The organism is Burkholderia sp. SJZ089, assembly GCF_007828315.1.
Classification (GTDB): domain Bacteria; phylum Pseudomonadota; class Gammaproteobacteria; order Burkholderiales; family Burkholderiaceae; genus Burkholderia; species Burkholderia gladioli.
Window position 1 is genome coordinate 583949 of the sequence record NZ_VIUM01000002.1, and the last position, 15525, is coordinate 599473.

The 15525-nt window shown below is 68.7% G+C and carries 13 protein-coding genes, 1 tRNA gene and 1 pseudogene; 2 read left to right on the forward strand and 13 right to left on the reverse strand.

Translation table 11 applies throughout. The annotated features are described in order from the left end of the window. Positions 1 to 96: 96 nt before the first annotated feature. Both mrdA and rodA read left to right on the forward strand, forming a co-directional pair. Positions 97 to 2449: pseudogene (mrdA, locus tag FB600_RS05725) on the forward strand (penicillin-binding protein 2); the annotation flags it as partial. Then, entirely contained in the window at positions 2415 to 3563 is a 1149-nt protein-coding gene (gene rodA / locus FB600_RS05730; RefSeq protein WP_096750024.1) for a rod shape-determining protein RodA, read from the forward strand. The pseudogene mrdA and the gene rodA, both read left to right, overlap by 35 nt. Positions 3564 to 3618: 55 nt before the next feature. Here the strand turns inward: rodA and FB600_RS05735 are convergent, their stop codons facing one another. The 13 genes from FB600_RS05735 to htpX all read right to left on the reverse strand — a co-directional run bounded on the left by FB600_RS05735 (position 3619) and on the right by htpX (position 15466). After that, positions 3619 to 4491, reverse strand: coding sequence for a tetratricopeptide repeat protein (locus FB600_RS05735; protein WP_145756351.1), 873 nt, complete (start codon positions 4489 to 4491; stop codon positions 3619 to 3621). 397 nt (positions 4492 to 4888) lie between these two features. Next, on the reverse strand, positions 4889 to 5341 hold the full coding sequence (queD, locus tag FB600_RS05740; RefSeq protein WP_013699738.1) for a 6-carboxytetrahydropterin synthase QueD: 453 nt from the start codon (positions 5339 to 5341) through the stop codon (positions 4889 to 4891). Positions 5342 to 5360: 19 nt separating this feature from the next. Next, a complete protein-coding gene (gene queE, locus FB600_RS05745; RefSeq protein WP_013699739.1) occupies positions 5361 to 5993 on the reverse strand; it encodes a 7-carboxy-7-deazaguanine synthase in 633 nt (210 codons plus the stop codon). A 168-nt stretch (positions 5994 to 6161) separates the two neighbouring features. Further along, the gene (gene queC, locus FB600_RS05750) at positions 6162 to 6896 is read right to left on the reverse strand and encodes a 7-cyano-7-deazaguanine synthase QueC (RefSeq protein ID WP_013699740.1); all 735 of its coding nucleotides are present in this window, start codon (positions 6894 to 6896) and stop codon (positions 6162 to 6164) included. Between the two features lie 350 nt (positions 6897 to 7246). Further along, positions 7247 to 7322 (reverse strand) — tRNA-Phe (locus FB600_RS05755). Between the two features lie 70 nt (positions 7323 to 7392). Then, a complete protein-coding gene (gene esaR, locus FB600_RS05760; RefSeq protein WP_096750021.1) occupies positions 7393 to 8082 on the reverse strand; it encodes a response regulator transcription factor EsaR in 690 nt (229 codons plus the stop codon). Beyond that, entirely contained in the window at positions 8083 to 10491 is a 2409-nt protein-coding gene (esaS, locus tag FB600_RS05765) for a sensor histidine kinase EsaS (protein ID WP_096750020.1), read from the reverse strand. Beyond that, the gene (locus FB600_RS05770; protein ID WP_145756352.1) at positions 10481 to 11071 is read right to left on the reverse strand and encodes a DUF4390 domain-containing protein; all 591 of its coding nucleotides are present in this window, start codon (positions 11069 to 11071) and stop codon (positions 10481 to 10483) included. The genes esaS and FB600_RS05770 overlap by 11 nt, the downstream gene beginning before the upstream one ends. Next, positions 11068 to 12498, reverse strand: a complete 1431-nt coding sequence (rsmB, locus tag FB600_RS05775; RefSeq protein WP_098154719.1) for a 16S rRNA (cytosine(967)-C(5))-methyltransferase RsmB — start codon at positions 12496 to 12498, stop codon at positions 11068 to 11070. The genes FB600_RS05770 and rsmB overlap by 4 nt, the downstream gene beginning before the upstream one ends. 165 nt (positions 12499 to 12663) lie before the next feature. After that, the gene (locus FB600_RS05780; RefSeq protein ID WP_164467602.1) at positions 12664 to 13407 is read right to left on the reverse strand and encodes a MipA/OmpV family protein; all 744 of its coding nucleotides are present in this window, start codon (positions 13405 to 13407) and stop codon (positions 12664 to 12666) included. A gap of 307 nt (positions 13408 to 13714) precedes the next feature. Beyond that, the gene (locus FB600_RS05785) at positions 13715 to 13996 is read right to left on the reverse strand and encodes a type II toxin-antitoxin system RelE/ParE family toxin (protein ID WP_217281962.1); all 282 of its coding nucleotides are present in this window, start codon (positions 13994 to 13996) and stop codon (positions 13715 to 13717) included. Positions 13997 to 14037: 41 nt separating this feature from the next. Further along, on the reverse strand, positions 14038 to 14313 hold the full coding sequence (locus FB600_RS05790; protein ID WP_036048802.1) for a CopG family ribbon-helix-helix protein: 276 nt from the start codon (positions 14311 to 14313) through the stop codon (positions 14038 to 14040). A gap of 295 nt (positions 14314 to 14608) precedes the next feature. Beyond that, positions 14609 to 15466: a zinc metalloprotease HtpX gene (gene htpX / locus FB600_RS05795; RefSeq protein WP_013699748.1), complete on the reverse strand. Its 858-nt coding sequence runs from the start codon at positions 15464 to 15466 to the stop codon at positions 14609 to 14611. Positions 15467 to 15525: the final 59 nt, after the last annotated feature.

Sequence of the window (15525 nt, forward strand, 5' to 3'; positions counted from 1 at the left end):
TCCGTCCTCCCCGGCGCTCGCCGCCGTCGCCCTGCCGGCCGCGATGCCGGCCCGGGCGCCGGCCGCCGTCCTGCCCCCGCTTTTCCCCGATTCCGCATGACCGAATTCAAGGACACCCAGCAGCAGCTCTCGAAGTTCCGCCTGCGCGTCGCGGCGGCGGGCGTGTTCGTGTTCGTCTGCTTCGGGCTGCTGGCCACGCGCTTCTTCTACCTGCAGGTCTGGCAGCATGGCAAGTACGCGCTGCAGGCCGACGAGAACCGCATCTCGGTGGCGCCGATCGTGCCGAACCGCGGCATCATCACCGACCGCAACGGCGTGGTGCTGGCGCGCAACTACTCGGCCTACACGCTCGAGATCACGCCCTCGAAGCTGACCGACACGCTCGACAACACCATCAACGCGCTCTCCGAGGTGGTGCCGATCGACGCGCGCGACCGGCGCCGCTTCAAGAAGCTGCAGGAGGACTCGAAGAACTTCGAGAGCCTGCCGATCCGCACCCGCCTGACCGACGAGGAAGTCGCGCGCTTCACCGCGCAGCGCTGGCGCTTCCCCGGCGTCGAGGTGCGCGCGAGGCTGTTCCGCCAGTACCCGCTGGGCCCCACCGCCGCGCACGTGATCGGCTACATCGGCCGGATCTCGAAGCGCGACCAGGACAAGATCGACGCGATGAGCGACGAGAACGACAGCGATCCCGAGCATTACGATCCGCGTCGCGACGCCAACAACTACAAGGGCACCGACTACATCGGCAAGATCGGCGTCGAGCAGAGCTACGAGACCGACCTGCACGGCATCACCGGCTTCGAGGAGGTCGAGGTGACCGCCGGCGGGCGCCCGGTGCGCACGCTCTCGCGCACCCAGGCCACGCCCGGCAACAACCTGGTGCTGTCGCTCGACATCGGCCTGCAGCAGGTGGCCGAGCAGGCCTTCGCCGGCAAGCGCGGCGCGCTGGTGGCGATCGAGCCGGCCACCGGCGACGTGCTGGCCTTCGTGTCCTCGCCGAGCTTCGATCCCAACTCCTTCGTGGACGGCATCGACCAGCAGACCTGGGACGAGCTCAACAACTCGCCCGACAAGCCGCTGCTGAACCGCCCGCTGCACGGCACCTACCCGCCCGGCTCGACCTACAAGCCCTTCATGGCGCTGGCCGGCCTGGAGCTGGGCAAGCGCACGCCGGGCTGGGGCTTCCAGGATCCCGGCTACTTCACCTTCGGCGGCCACACCTTCCGCAACGACGTGCGCTCGGGCCAGGGCTGGGTGGACATGAACCGCGCCATCATGGTGTCGAACGACACCTATTTCTACATGCTGGCGCGCGACCTGGGCGTCACCAACATCGCCAACTTCATGAAGCCGTTCGGCTTCGGCCAGATCACCGGCATCGACATCCAGGGCGAGGCGCGCGGCGTGCTGCCCTCGCCGGAATGGAAGAAGAAGACCTTCCGCAAGCCGGCGCTGCAGAAGTGGTACGACGGCGAGACCATCAGCCTGGGGATCGGCCAGGGCTACAACTCCTTCACGATCCTGCAGCTGGCGCACGCGATGGCCACGCTGGCCGACAACGGCGTGGTGATGAAGCCCCACCTGGTCAAGGAGATCGAGAACCCGATCACGCGCGAGCGGCACCTGACGGTGCCCAAGGAAAGCGCGGTGATCCCGCTCAAGCAGGCCGATATCGACGTGGTCAAGCGCGGCCTGGAGAACGTGATCGAGAACCCGTCCGGCACCGCCTACAAGATCTTCCGCGGCGCGGCCTACACGGCGGCCGGCAAGACCGGCACGGCCCAGGTGTTCTCGCTGCAGGGCGCCAACTACCACGGCCACCTGCTGGCCGAGCACCTGCGCGACCACGCGCTGTTCACCGCCTACGCGCCCGCCGACCACCCGAAGATCGCGCTGGCGCTGATCGTCGAGAACGGCGGCTGGGGCGCGCAGTCGGCCGGCCCGATCGCGCGCAAGGTGCTGGACTTCTACCTGGTCGATCGCCAGAACCCGGGCAGCGAGGCCGCCGCGGTGGCCGCCGCCGCCTCGGCGACCGAGCCGGTCAGCGCGCCGGTGGTGGGCGACACCACGCGGCCGGTGGAGATCGCGGCGGGCTTCACGGCGCTGCCGCAACCGGTGCCGCCGGCCGCGGCCAGCGGCGCGAGCGGCGCCGAGGCCGCCTCGGGCGCTTCGGGCACGGCCTCCGCCGCCCCGGGCGGCGCCTCCATCACCGCCGGCGAGGCCGCCGCCGGCGCCTCGCCCGAGCCCGCCAGCGCCGCGAGCGCGGCCCAGATGCGGCGCCTGCCGCGCAAGCCGCACCGCGCCCCCGCCAACGACCCGGCCGCGCCGCCCGCCCCGGCGGCCGCGCGCGACGGACAGCGCGGCACCCGCCGGCCCGCCGCGGCCGACACCGACGAATGACGGAGATAGGCATGCAATTCGACAAGCGCGCCTGGCTCGACAAGGCAAAGCAGATGTTCGCGGGCTTCGACCGCCCGCTCGCGCTGATCGTGTTCCTGCTGCTCTGCGTCGGGATCGTCACGCTCTACAGCGCGACCATCGACATGCCGGGCCGGGTCGAAGACCAGTTGCGCAACATCATGCTGACCTTCGTGCTGATGTGGATCATCGCGAACATCCCACCGCAGACGCTGATGCGCTTCGCGGTGCCGCTCTATACCTTCGGCGTCGCGCTGCTGGTGGCGGTGGCGCTGTTCGGAATGACCAAGAAGGGCGCCAAGCGCTGGCTCAACGTCGGCGTGGTGATCCAGCCCTCGGAGATCCTCAAGATCGCCACCCCGCTGATGCTGGCCTGGTACTACCAGCGGCGCGAGGGCAATATCCGCTGGTACGACTACCTGGTGGCCTTCGCGATCCTGCTGGTGCCGGTCGGCCTGATCGCCAAGCAGCCCGACCTGGGCACCGCGATGCTGGTGTTCGCGGCTGGCCTGTTCGTGATCTACCTGGCCGGGCTGTCGTTCAAGCTGATCGTGCCGGTGCTGGTGGCCGGCGCGATCGCGGTGGCCGCGATCGCCACCTTCGAGGACAAGATCTGCCAGCCGCAGGTGGTCTGGCCGTTGATGCACGACTATCAGAAGCACCGCGTCTGCACCCTGCTCGACCCGACCTCGGACCCGCTCGGCAAGGGCTTCCACACCATCCAGGCGGTGATCGCGATCGGCTCGGGCGGCCCGGTCGGCAAGGGCTACCTGAAGGGCACCCAGGCCCACCTCGAGTTCATCCCCGAGAAGCACACCGACTTCATCTTCGCGGTCTATTCCGAGGAATTCGGGCTGGTGGGCGGGCTGGTGCTGCTCACGCTCTACATGGTGCTGATCGCGCGCGGGCTCTATATCGCCGCGCAGGGTTCGACGCTGTTCGGGCGCCTCTTGGCCGGCTCGCTGTCGCTGGGCTTCTTCACCTATGCCTTCGTCAACGTGGGCATGGTCAGCGGCGTGCTGCCGGTGGTGGGCGTGCCGCTGCCCTTCATGAGCTACGGCGGCACCGCGCTGATCACGCTGGGCGTCGCCACCGGGCTGATCATGAGCGTCGGGCGGCAGAAGCGGCTGATGAAATCGTAGCGGCCGCAGCCGCCACGACTCTGCTTCGATCAAGCGGCGCTGCGGCGCCGCTTTGTCATTGCGAGGCCGCTTGCGGTGCCTCTGCGGCGGGGACGGCGCCGGCCGAGGCAGCCGAAGCCGCGGAGGCGGCCGCGACCTGCTTGCGCAGCGCGGTGCTGACTTCCTGGTACTTGAGCGCGGCCACCTCGTCGCCATGCACGGCCGCCGCCGCGTAATAGACGCGCGCGAGGTTGAGGTCGACCGCGACGCCGTCGCCGCCGCGCTCGTAGAACGAGGCCGTCACGTATTGCGCGGTCGGCTCGCCCGCGTCGGCGGCCTTGCGATACCACTCGAAGGCCTGGTGGTTGTCGCGCGGCGTGCCGCGGCCGTCGAGGAACTGGTTGGCCAGCGCGAGCTGCGCCTCCATATGGCCCTGCTGTGCCGCCTTCAGGAACCAGCCATGCGCGACGGCCGGGTCGCGCGCCACGAACTGGCCGTCGTCGTACATGGTGCCGAGCACGTACTGCGCTTGCGTCATGCCGGCATCGGCCGCCTGGTTCAGCCAGTGCAGGCCGTCGGCCTGGTTGGCCGGGCCGCCTTCGCCCTTGAGCAGCATCATCGCGTAGTCGAACTGCGCGAGCCGGTCGCCGCGACGCGCGGAGCGGCCGAAACCGGCCAGCGCCGAGGCGTAGTCGCCGGCGTTGTAGTCGGCCACCGCGTCGGCGGTGGCCTTCGAGGCCGGGGCCGGCCGGCGCAGCTTGCCATGGGGCACCGAGCGGCGCGTCGACGATGTGCCCGACGCGCCCGAGGCGCTCGCGGCAGCCGGCACGCTCGATGCGCCAGATGCTGCCGCATCCGCCGCCCGGGCCGGCTGGCTGGCCGCCAGCATCATGCTCGCCAGGCCTAGCGCGAACGCGGCGCCCGCCGTTCGCATCCGAAAACCGTTCATCTCCTGTCCTCCTGCTGGTCGCGCGCACGCGCAGCGGTTGCCCCGTCATGCGTGTGGCGGAGTCGATTCTTGTAGCGGGGAAGGCACGCGCGGCGCAAGGCTGACGCGGGCTCCCGAGCGGGTGGCTGCGCGCGTTGCCGGCAAGCCGGGCAGGCTCGCCCGCATCGCGCGCGCGACGATCTTACCGTGATCAGAATTGTGCTGCCGGGGCCGGCCGCGGGCGGCGCGAAGCGCGGTGCGGCAAGGCGAACGGCGGGACGGCGGCGGGCCCGGGCCGGTGATGCGACGCGGGGCGGCCAGGCCAGGGGGAACAAAAACGGGCCGGCGGATGCGGCCCGTGCAGACAAGGATGCGGCGGCGGGAAAGCCGGCGCGCCGGACGACGTGCCGAGCCAGGCTCAGCGCGCCGGATCGCGCTCGACGTCGGCCCAGCAGTTCGGCGTCTCGTACAGGCGCACGCGCTCGAGACGCAGGTTCACGCCGTAGTGAGCGTCATAGACGTCGGCGAGGATATCGAAGGCCACCGCCGCGAGATTCTCGACGGTCGGGATGCGATCGAGCACCACCGTCTTGTGGTCGGCCATCTTCTCGAGGAAGGAGCGCACCACCTCGTCGCGCGCATAGACCAGGAAGGCGTGGTCCCACTTGCCGACCAGGTGCTCCATGGCGAGCGACTTCACGTCGGCGAAATCCATCACCATGCCGCGGTCGGGCGCGCCCTCGGTGTCGACCAGGTCGCCGCGCAGCGTGATTTCGAGCACGTAGCGATGGCCATGCAGGTTGCGGCACTGGCTTCGGTGGTCGGGGATGCGGTGCCCCGCGTCGAATTCGAGTTTTCGGGTAATCAGCACGATGAATGAAGCGCGCGGCTCAGGGAATGTTCAGGTATTTGTGGGTCTGCATCGACAGCCGCCATTGCGGATGGCGCTTGCACCAGTCGATCGCGAGCTTCGTGTTGATGTCGCGCGAGGGGCCGTCCATCGGCTGCACCAGGAAGTAGTCGAAGTCGAGCCTGGCGTAGTCGGCCAGGCGCTGGTTGTCCTGCGGGACCACCACCTTCAGCTCGTGCCCCTTGGTGACCACCAGTGGCGCATCGGCCTTCGGGCTCACGCAGATCCAGTCGATCGTCTCGAGCACCGGCAGCGAGCCGTTGGTCTCGATGGCGATCTCGAAGCCCTGCGCGTGCAGCGCGTCGACCAACGGCTGGTCCAGTTGCAGCATCGGCTCGCCGCCGGTGCAGACCACGAAGCGGTTGGCCTCGCCCTCGGGCCACAGCGAGGCGACCATCGCGGCGAGCTGCTCCGGGGTCTTGAACTTGCCGCCGTTCTCGCCGTCGGTGCCGACAAAATCGGTATCGCAGAAGCGGCACACGGCCGTTTCGCGATCGGCCTCGCGGCCGGTCCACAGATTGCAGCCGGCGAACCGGCAGAACACGGCCGGGCGACCGGCGTTGGCGCCCTCGCCCTGCAACGTGTAGAAGATTTCCTTGACCGTGTACGTCATTCGCTGAGCCGGCGGCGCGAGCCGTCCGTTCCTTTCCCGCGCCTCATGCGGCGCCTGATGCCAGTGATTCCGGGCGATGCGCGAGCGTTCGCGCGTCACATCGTGCTGCTTCGTTGGTCTTGCCTGCTTCCTGATTCGCCCTGCTTGCGTACCCTGCCGCCCTGCCGTTCAGGCCGGCATCTCGGTGACCTGCTCGCCGCTGCGATACGCCTCGTAGCCGCGCTTGCGCAGCTTGCAGGCCGGGCAGGCGCCGCAGCCGAAGCCCCAGTCGTGCAGTTCGGCGCGCTCGCCGACGTAGCAGGTGTGGGTCTCGACGCGCACCAGTTCGACCAGCTCGGCGCCGCCCAGTTGCTCGGCGAGGCGCCAGGTATCGGCCTTGTCGAGCCACATCAGCGGCGTCTCGAGCACCATGCGCGTGTCCATGCCGAGATTGAGCGCCACCTGCAGCGCCTTCATGGTGTCGTCGCGGCAATCGGGATAGCCCGAGAAATCGGTCTCGCACATGCCGCCGACCAGCACCTTCAGCCCGCGCCGATAGGCCAGGGCCGCCGCGATCGTCATGAACAGCAGGTTGCGGCCCGGCACGAAGGTGTTGGGCAGCCCGTTGGCGCTGGTCTCGATCTCGATGGCGCGCGTCATGGCGGTGTCGCTGATCGCGCCGAGCACCGACAGGTCGATCATGTGATCGTCGCCGAGCCGGTTGGTCCATTGCGGAAAGCGCGTGCGCAGCGCCTCGCGCACGCCCTCGCGGCATTCGAGCTCGACGCGATGGCGCTGGCCGTAATCGAAGCCGAGCGTCTCGACCGTCGAATAATGCTCGAGCGCCCAGGCGACGCAGGTCGCCGAATCCTGGCCGCCGGAAAACAGCACGAGCGCGCCGCCTTTAGCGTCTGTCCGAATCACCGTGTACTCCGTATCAGGGGGCTCGCGGCGCGCGATGCCCGGGGACGCCGCCGATGCGTGGCGGGGGCGCCCGCGTGGGCGCTACCGGGCGCGCGGCGCCGCGTCCGCGGCGTGCGGCGGCAGAGCGTCAAACAAAAAAGGACTTGCGGCGCGGAAAACCAGCGTCCTCAAGTCCTTCAAGTCTTTGAGTCGGCAGGGATTTTATCATGCGGCCCGGTATTTCGCCCGGGCGCGGCCATATGCAGCGCCGCATACCGGGAATCGGGCGGCGGCATGTAGCGCACGCGGATCCCCGGCCTTCAAAAGGGAAAAGGTCCAAAAGCCGTGAAGCTTTTGGACCTTTTCGAATGTGGTGGCCTGGGTCGGAATCGAACCAACGACACGCGGATTTTCAATCCGCTGCTCTACCAACTGAGCTACCGGGCCAACGAAGAAGTGAGAGTATAGCCAGGCCCCATCAACCTGGCAAGCCCCTTTTTAAAAATTCCGCAAAAGCTCAGATCCCGCCCTCGGTCGGCTTCTTGCCGAGCTCGACGCCGAGCTGCTTGAGCTTGCGATAGAGGTGGGTGCGCTCCAGGCCCGTCTTTTCCGCCACGCGCGTCATGCTGCCGTTCTCGCGCGCCAGGTGGTACTCGAAGTAGGCGCGCTCGAAGGCGTCGCGCGCCTCGCGCAAGGGGATGTCGAACGGGATCGCCGCGGTCTGGCCGGCGAGGCCCGGCACGGCCGGCGCGTCCTCGCCCAGGACCGGCAGCGCGGCCGCCGAAGCCACCGCCGTCGGCCCGGCCGCGGGCTTGGCGGCCGGATGCTGCGGCACCGGCGCGGCGCCGCGCGCGAGGCCGTGCTCGACCGACTTGAGCAGCTTCTGCAGCGCGATCGGCTTCTCGAGGAAGTCGAGCGCGCCGATCTTGGTCGCCTCGACGGCGGTGTCGATCGTCGCGTGCCCGGACATCATGATCACCGGCATGGTGAGTTGCCCGTGGCTCGCCCACTCCTTCAACAACGTGACGCCGTCGGTATCGGGCATCCAGATGTCGAGCAGCACGAGATCGGGCGCCTGACGCTGGCGATACTCGCGCGCGGCCTGCGCGTTTTCCGCCACTTCGACGACATGTCCTTCGTCGGCGAGGATTTCCGAGAGCAATTCCCGGATGCCCATTTCATCATCTACCACCAGGATGGTTGCCATTTACGCTGCCCTTGTCTGCACTGTTGCTTTTGTCTTGGCGGGTGCCGTTCCGCTGTTCGCTCCGCCCTCGGAGCCCGTCGTGTCGTCGGCGAGTTGCAGGAAGAGGATGGAGACCTGCGCACCCTCGACGACTTCACCCTGCATGCGGTTGCGCAGATCGATCCGCGCACCGTGTTCGTCGACGATCTTCTTCACCGTCGCGAGCCCCAGCCCGGTGCCCTTGGCCTTCGTCGTGACGTAAGGCTCGAAGGCGCGCGTGAGGATGCGCGCCGGGAAACCGGGACCGTTGTCGGAAACGGTCAAGCGCACCGCGATGCGCTTGGTCCCGTCCGCATCGGGGTCGCCATATTCTACTGCCCTCGTTTCGAGCCACACACGTGGTTGCGCGACTTCGGCCACCGAATCCTGCGCGTTCTGCAGCAGGTTGTGGATCACCTGGCGCAATTGCGTGGCGTCGCCGCGGATCACCGGCAGCGGGCCCTGCTCGACCACGATCATGTTCTTGCCCTCGCCCACACCGTACAGCGTCAGCACCTCGCTGACGAGTTCGTTCAACTGCAGGTTGCCGAGCACGGCCGGCGGCGTGCGCGCGTAGTCGCGGAAATCGTCGACCATGCGCTTCATCGCCGCGACCTGGTTGACGATGGTGGTCGCGCCGCGCTTGAGCACCTCGGCGTCGTTCGGCGCGAGCTTGTCGGCCAGCTTCATCTGCAGGCGCTCGGCCGAGAGCTGGATCGGCGTGAGCGGATTCTTGATCTCGTGCGCGAGGCGCCGCGCCACCTCGCCCCAGGCCACCGAGCGCTGCGCGGAGATCACGTCGGAGATGTCGTCGAACACCACCACGTAGCCGGAAGTCTGCGGATCGGCGGCCTCGCTGGCCAGCGCGGACGCAAGACGCGTGCCGCGTACCAGCAGCGTGAGCGGATCGGTTTCGCCGGGCACCACCACCGCGAACTGCTGCTGCCAGTGGCCGCGATCCTCGCCGCCGCCCTGGCCGGCCGCCTCGCGATCGGCGAAGGCCTTGCGCACCATCGCGCCGAATTCGGCCACCGCCGCGATCTGGTCGAGCACGGTGCCGGTCTGCGACTGGAACGGCTGGCGGAAGATGCGCTCGGCGCCGCGGTTGGCGATGCTCAGGCGGAACTGCCGGTCGAGCACGAACACGCCGGCGGTCAGGTTGGCGAGGATGCTTTCGAGATAGGCCTTCGAATATTCGAGCGCGACGCGGTTGCGCTCCACCGCCAGGCGCGCCTCGGAAAGCTGGCGCGTCATGGCGTTGAAGGACTGGGTCAGGAAGCCGAGCTCGTCGCGCGTCTTCAGCTCGCGCTTGGGCGTGTAGTCGCCCTCGGCCACTTCCTTGGTGCCCTGCGCCAGCAGGAACAGCGGCCGCGCCAGCTGGTTGCCGAGCGCCAGCGCGATCATCATCGCGATGAAGGTGGCCAGGAACAGCGCGAGCGTGAGCGTGCCGATGTACATCTTGCGCAGCCCGCTGCGGCCCAGCGACTTCTCCTGATACTCGCGATAGGCGCGCTGCACCGCGTCGGCATTGCGCGCCAGGGTGGGCGACACCGGCTGGGTCAGCTGCAGGTAGCGCTCGGCCGGCTGCAGCAGGGCCGTGGAGGAATCGGGGATGCGCTGCACCACGCGCAGCCGCAGCGCGCCCTTCGATCCGCGCGCGCGCGGATCGCCGTCCACCTCGCCCTCGATCGCCGCGTAGCCGCCGTGCTCGCGCGCCTGGCCCAGCATCAGCGGGGTCGGCATGTCGTCGGGGATCAGCGCCGCGAAATTGCCCGAGGCCTGCGCCACGATATGCAGGTCGGGCGCCGCGCCCGAATTGCCGTGGCCCGGCTCGACGATGGTGGCGTCCTGCACGCCGAACTGGTCGCGCAGGCGCAGCAGGGTGAGCGTGGTGCCGTTGGTATTCGTATCGGCGCTGGCGAGCTGCTCGGACATCAGCCGCGCCTTGCTGCGCAGGTCCGACAGCGAGGCGTCGAGCGTGTCGCGCCCGAGGTTGAGGCCGGCCGTCAGCGCGGTCTCGACGTTGACGTCGAACCAGGACTCGATGCTGCGCGACACGAACTGGTAGGACACGATGTAGATGATGCCGCCCGGCACCACCCCGACCAGGGCGAAGAACACCGCCAGCTTGGCCAGCAGGCGCGTGCCGAACTTGCCCTTGCGCAGCCGCACCACGATCATGCCGACCAGGCTCATCACCACCAGCAGGAACACCAGCGCGACCAGGATGTTGGCGGTATAGAGCCAGGAGTAGTAGCGGTCGAAGAATTCGGTATTGGCGCTGGCCGCCGCGAGCAGCACCAGCAGCAGCAAGGCGGTGACCGCGACCGTCGAGACGATCACGCGCACCAGCAGGCTCTTGCCGAAGAAGCGGCGCAGGTTATTTCGCACGATCGGCCACCGTGAAGGTGAAGCGCTTCCACTCCGAGACCAGGGTCCAGTCGCGGTTGTTCACCGCGTCGACCTGGAACGGCTTGGGCATCAGCGCGGTGTCGAGCTGCATGCGCACCGAGGCCGTGTAGGTCTCGCCGGGAACCACCTGGGCGCGGTCGATCACATGCCAGGAGGTCACGTGCTGGATCACCGCGAGCGCGTCCTTGAGGGTCGGGAAGCCAAGCTGCAGGCCGCCCGTGGAGACGCGATATTCGCGCGTGAGCGGCTGGAACGACAGGCGGATGGTCTGCGAGACCGACACCGGCTGCTCGTCGAACCAGTACCAGCGCGCGCGGCTCAGCTCGAAATCGGTGGTGAAGTAGAGCGGGATGCCCTTGTTGACGGCGTCCTCGAGGTTGGCGTTCAGGTCGAACTCGAAGCGCGCGTCGAGCGCCCAGCCGCTACCGTCCGATTGCAGCGAGGCGCGCTGCACGTTGATCGGATCGGCATGGGCCGGCGCGACGACGGCGAGGCACAGCGTGATCGCGACCAGCAGCGCGGACGCGAACCGAAGTGGAAGGAGGCGTGAGATCGTCACCGTTTCTGAAAGCGCGCGTAGAAGAATCCGTCGTGGTCGGCCTGCCGCGCGGCCTCGTCGTGACCGGCATCGCCAGGCAGCCGGCTCGCGGCGACCCGCGGCAGCAGTTGCCCGGGCGCGTCCAATCGTACCGCATCTTGAACCGCGTCTTCAAACCAGCGCGCCTGTTGCTCGCCTTCCTCGGGGAAGATCGAGCAGGTCACGTAGAGCAATTCGCCGCCCGGCTTCAGCAGCGGCCACAGCGCCAGCAGGATGCGGCGCTGCTCGGCTACCAGCGCCGCGATGTCGGCCTCGCGGCGCAGCCAGCGGATGTCGGGATGGCGCCGCACGATGCCCGAAGCCGAGCAGGGCACGTCGGCCAGGATCCGGTCGAAAGCGCGGCCGTCGTGCCAGGCTTCGGGTGCGCCGGCATCGCCCACGCGCACCTCGGCGGCCAGCTTCAGGCGCGCCAGGTTCTCGCCGATGCGCTCGGCGCGCGTCGCGTCACTCTCCAGTGCCACCACCTCGACATCGGCCAGTTCGAGCAAATGCCCGGTCTTGCCGCCCGGCGCCGCGCAGGCGTCGAGCACGCGCATTCCGTCGCGCGCGCCCAGCCACTCGGCGGCCAGTTGCGCGCCCGCGTCCTGCACCGAGACCACGCCGTCGGCGAAGCCGGGAATCCGGTCCACCGGCAGCGGCGAAGCCAGCCGCACCGCGTGGCGGCCGACCGCGTCGGCCTCGATGCCGTGTTCGCGCAGCGTGGCCAGATAGGCGTCGACATCGGTATGCCGCGCGTTCACGCGCAGCGTCAGCGGGCCGGGCCGCTCGGCGGCCGCGAGGATCGACTGCCAGTGTTCGGGCCAGGCGCGCTCGACCGCGTCGATCCACCAGCCGCGATAGTTCCAGCGCGCGCCGCGATCGGCCTGCCATTGCGCGGCGAACGTCTCGCGCTCGCGCAGGAAACGGCGCAGCACCGCGTTGACGAGCCCCTTCGCGAAGGCGAACTCGCGCCGCGCGCCGACCGCCGTGACCGCCTGGTCGACCACCGTGAACGGCGTATAGGCCGCCTCGGCTTCGTCGTCGAGCAGCAGCGCCAGCGCGCAGGCCAGCAGCGCGCGCACGTGCTCGGGCGGGGCCTTGCTGACCAGCGTACCGACCAGCCATTCGGCGGTGCCGAGCCGGCGCATGGCGCGGTAGGCGATGTCCTGGATCGCGCCGCGCGAAAGCGGCTGCGCGGCGGCCGGCTGGGCGGCCTGCACCGCCGCCAGCGCGGCGGGCAGCGCCGAGCCTTGCGAGACCGCCGTGATCGCGCGCGCGGCGCCGTCCAGCGCGTAGCCGAGCGAGTCGGGCGGCAGGTGCAGCGCCGACAGGCGCGGCGCGGAAGGCCGCTGGCTGGACGGGCTGGGGCGTGACGAACGGGAAGGACGGGCGGAACGGGGCTGGGTCATCGGATACGGGAGCTGGCGGGCCGGCTTGGCGCGGGCCGCGCTCCGGACGAGCACGGCATCAAACGACGCATTGTAGCGCGCCGCCCGCGCGCTCCCGCCGGGGGATGCGTCTCCTGCCGCCCGCCGCGCGTCGGCCAGCCGGCGCGCGGCCGGCTCCCGGGGCGATCAGTAGCGGTAGGTCACCGCGCTCATGCCGAACCAGCTGTTCTTGCTCTGCACGATCGGGCTGTTGCTCGAGGAGCCGAACAGGCGCGTGAGGCCGCCGGTGGTGGTGATCGACCAGCGCTGCGAGAGCGAGTGGGTCCAGGCCGCCGAGACGGTGGCGCGATCGAAACCGCCCTTGGTCGAGTAGGCCGCGAAGCGGCTGCTCGCCGCCTGCGCGGCACTGACGCCGAAGAAGGTCTGGTTGTAGCGGCCGCTGCCGGCGTGCAGGCTGCTGGTCACGCTGACGCTGTCGGCCGTGGTCTGGAACACCGGCACCTCGAGGTCGAGATGGCCGCTCACGCCGCGCGTGGTGTGGGTGAGCGGCTGGTCGAGCGTGACGCTCACGGTGGACACGCCGAACACGCGCGCGCCGGCCTTCAGCGACAGCAGCAACGAGCCGGGGATATTGCCCATGCCCTTGAGGTAGTCGGAGCCGTTGCGGTCGAAGCGGTTCTCGTCGGCGCGGCCGTCGTCGTAGGAGAGCGCCGCGGAGACGAACAGGCCGTTCGAGAAATCGCGGCGGTAGCCGGCGCCGTCCATGCCGAGGAAGAAGCCGTTGTCGAAGCGGGCCGAGATCATCGGCGCCAGGATGGGCCGGTAGTCGCGGCTACCCAGGTAGCGCGAGCTCACGCCGCCGCCCAGCGAGAACAGGTAGACGTTTTCCGCGTGGGCGGCGGAGAAGCAGGCGAGGCCCAGCAAGGGCAGGCAGCGATGGAGCAGACGTAGGCGCACGGCGGGGTTCCCCGGTTGGTGAAGAGGCCGCCGCAGTCTAGGGAGCGTGGCGATGCGCGTCTGTCTCGAAATAATGCGGATTTGTGTGGGACTGTGGGGAAGTGTCGGGATGTGTCGCGTGGGTGAGAGAAGCGGGCGCGGGCAAGCCGGCCAGGCAGCGCAACGCAGGCGTCATGCCTCGGCGTGGCTTGAGGATCGGGTGAACAAGGCGATGCGATGGCGGTGACCGCCGTCACGCAAAATCCGCGGGCATAAAAAACGGGGCTGTCAGCCCCGTGTCCTATCGGTCCTGCCGAGTGTCCCACACGCGGAGGATCACGATGCCGGCCGGAATCGGTTCGTAGGCCGGGACGATTTCGTAGTGAATCTCGTAATCGCCGTGCAAACAAACGTCCTTGTGGATCTCGCGCGCCGGAGGACCTTCCCATCCGTCGAGTTCCTCGCCGATGCGGTGACGCAACGCGACGCCGAGCGATTTTCCTTCGGCGGTGAGCGCCTTCACAATCTCCCGTGCTTTCAGCACTCCATTGATCTTTTTCTCGAACTCGAAGATCGCGAGCATGTCGGACGCCGCCTTGCTCGTGAAAACGACGGGAACTTGCCTCACTCGCCAACCTTCGGCAGCGGTAGTTCGTGGTCGGTCCCGAGCGAATCCGCCCAGCGCTCCATCGCCTCCATCGACACCAATCTCGCCGCGTCGACGTCGTCCAACCCTTCCTGGATCATGGCGCGTTCGCGTTCCGCACGGGCGAGGTAGGCAACCACCGCCTTGCGGACGATCCATTGCTTCGAGCGGTCCAGCCGTGCCGCCATGGCGTCCATCCGCTCCACGAGGTTGACGGGCAATTGTGCCGTTACCGTTTTCAACGCTTCAGCCATGCCGGGCCTCCGTCATCTGCGTTTCCGAAGGCCCTATTGTAAAACAATAGACACCCTCGAGAGGCCCAATTGATTGCTGCTCGAACGGCAGCGCGTGGATCGGCGATGGTTTTTGTCGTTGACCGAAATCCTGCTTTCGACGCATTGCGCGCCGAGGTCTGTTCCTGCATCGATCGTTTGACCGTCGCTGATCCCTAGCCCCGCCTACCGTTCGCGCGTCTTGAGCGATAGGCGGGATCGATATCCCGCAGTCATCGCGACGATCAGGATACCGACGGCATCCCGACCTCGAAAATCACTCGAAGCGCCCCGTGCGCGCCATCTCCATCAGGCGCGCGATGCGCTCCTCGGTGGCCGGGTGAGTGCTGAACAGGTTCTGCAGCCCACCACCGGCCAGCGGATTCATGATCATCATCTGCGCGGTGGCCGGGTGCGCCTCGGCCGTCGCGAAGGGGATGCCGGCGGCATAGCGATGGATCTTGTCGAGCGCGGTGGCGAGCGCCTGCGGATCGCCCGAGATCTGCGCGCCGCCGCGGTCGGCCTCGAATTCGCGGGCGCGCGAGATCGCCATCTGGATCAGCGCGCCGGCGATCGGCGCAAGCAGCGCCACCGCGATACCGGCGATCGGGTTGCTCGGGCGGCCGTTCTCGTCGCGCCCGCCGAAGAACATCGCGAAGTTCGCGAGCGCCGAGATCGCGCCGGCCATGGTGGCCGAGATGGTCGAGATCAGAATGTCGCGGTGCTTGACGTGGGCCAGCTCGTGCGCCATCACCCCGCGCATCTCGCGCTCGGACAGCACGCGCAGGATGCCGGTGGTGGCAGCCACCGCCGCATGCTCGGGGTCGCGCCCGGTGGCGAACGCGTTCGGCGCGGCCTCGTCGATCAGGTAGACGCGCGGCATCGGCAGGTTCGCGCGCGTGGCCAGCTCGCGCACCATGCGATAGAACTGCGGCGCGGTGCTCTCGTCGACTTCCTGCGCGTTGTACATGCGCAGCACCATCTTGTCCGAGTACCAGTACGAGAAGAAATTCATGGCGAGCGCGAACAGCAGCGCGATCATCATGCCGCGCGAGCCGCCGATCATCCCGCCGATCACGATGAACAGGGCCGTGATCGCGGCCATCAGCATCGCCGTCTTGACCCAATTGAACATAGTCCACTCCTTGAGACCGTAACCACACTCGGCGGCATCCCAGTCGCGCCGCCAAGCGA

Excerpts from the sequence above, each read along its gene's own strand:
- FB600_RS05790 (WP_036048802.1), bottom strand. The coding sequence starts at position 14,313 with ATGGCTGAAGCGTTGAAAACGGTAACGGCACAATTGCCCGTCAACCTC.
- esaR (WP_096750021.1), bottom strand. The coding sequence starts at position 8,082 with ATGGCAACCATCCTGGTGGTAGATGATGAAATGGGCATCCGGGAATTG.
- FB600_RS05735 (WP_145756351.1), bottom strand. The coding sequence starts at position 4,491 with ATGAACGGTTTTCGGATGCGAACGGCGGGCGCCGCGTTCGCGCTAGGC.
- rodA (WP_096750024.1), top strand. The coding sequence starts at position 2,415 with ATGCAATTCGACAAGCGCGCCTGGCTCGACAAGGCAAAGCAGATGTTC.
- queE (WP_013699739.1), bottom strand. The coding sequence starts at position 5,993 with ATGACGTACACGGTCAAGGAAATCTTCTACACGTTGCAGGGCGAGGGC.
- FB600_RS05785 (WP_217281962.1), bottom strand. The coding sequence starts at position 13,996 with ATGCTCGCGATCTTCGAGTTCGAGAAAAAGATCAATGGAGTGCTGAAA.
- rsmB (WP_098154719.1), bottom strand. The coding sequence starts at position 12,498 with ATGACCCAGCCCCGTTCCGCCCGTCCTTCCCGTTCGTCACGCCCCAGC.
- htpX (WP_013699748.1), bottom strand. The coding sequence starts at position 15,466 with ATGTTCAATTGGGTCAAGACGGCGATGCTGATGGCCGCGATCACGGCC.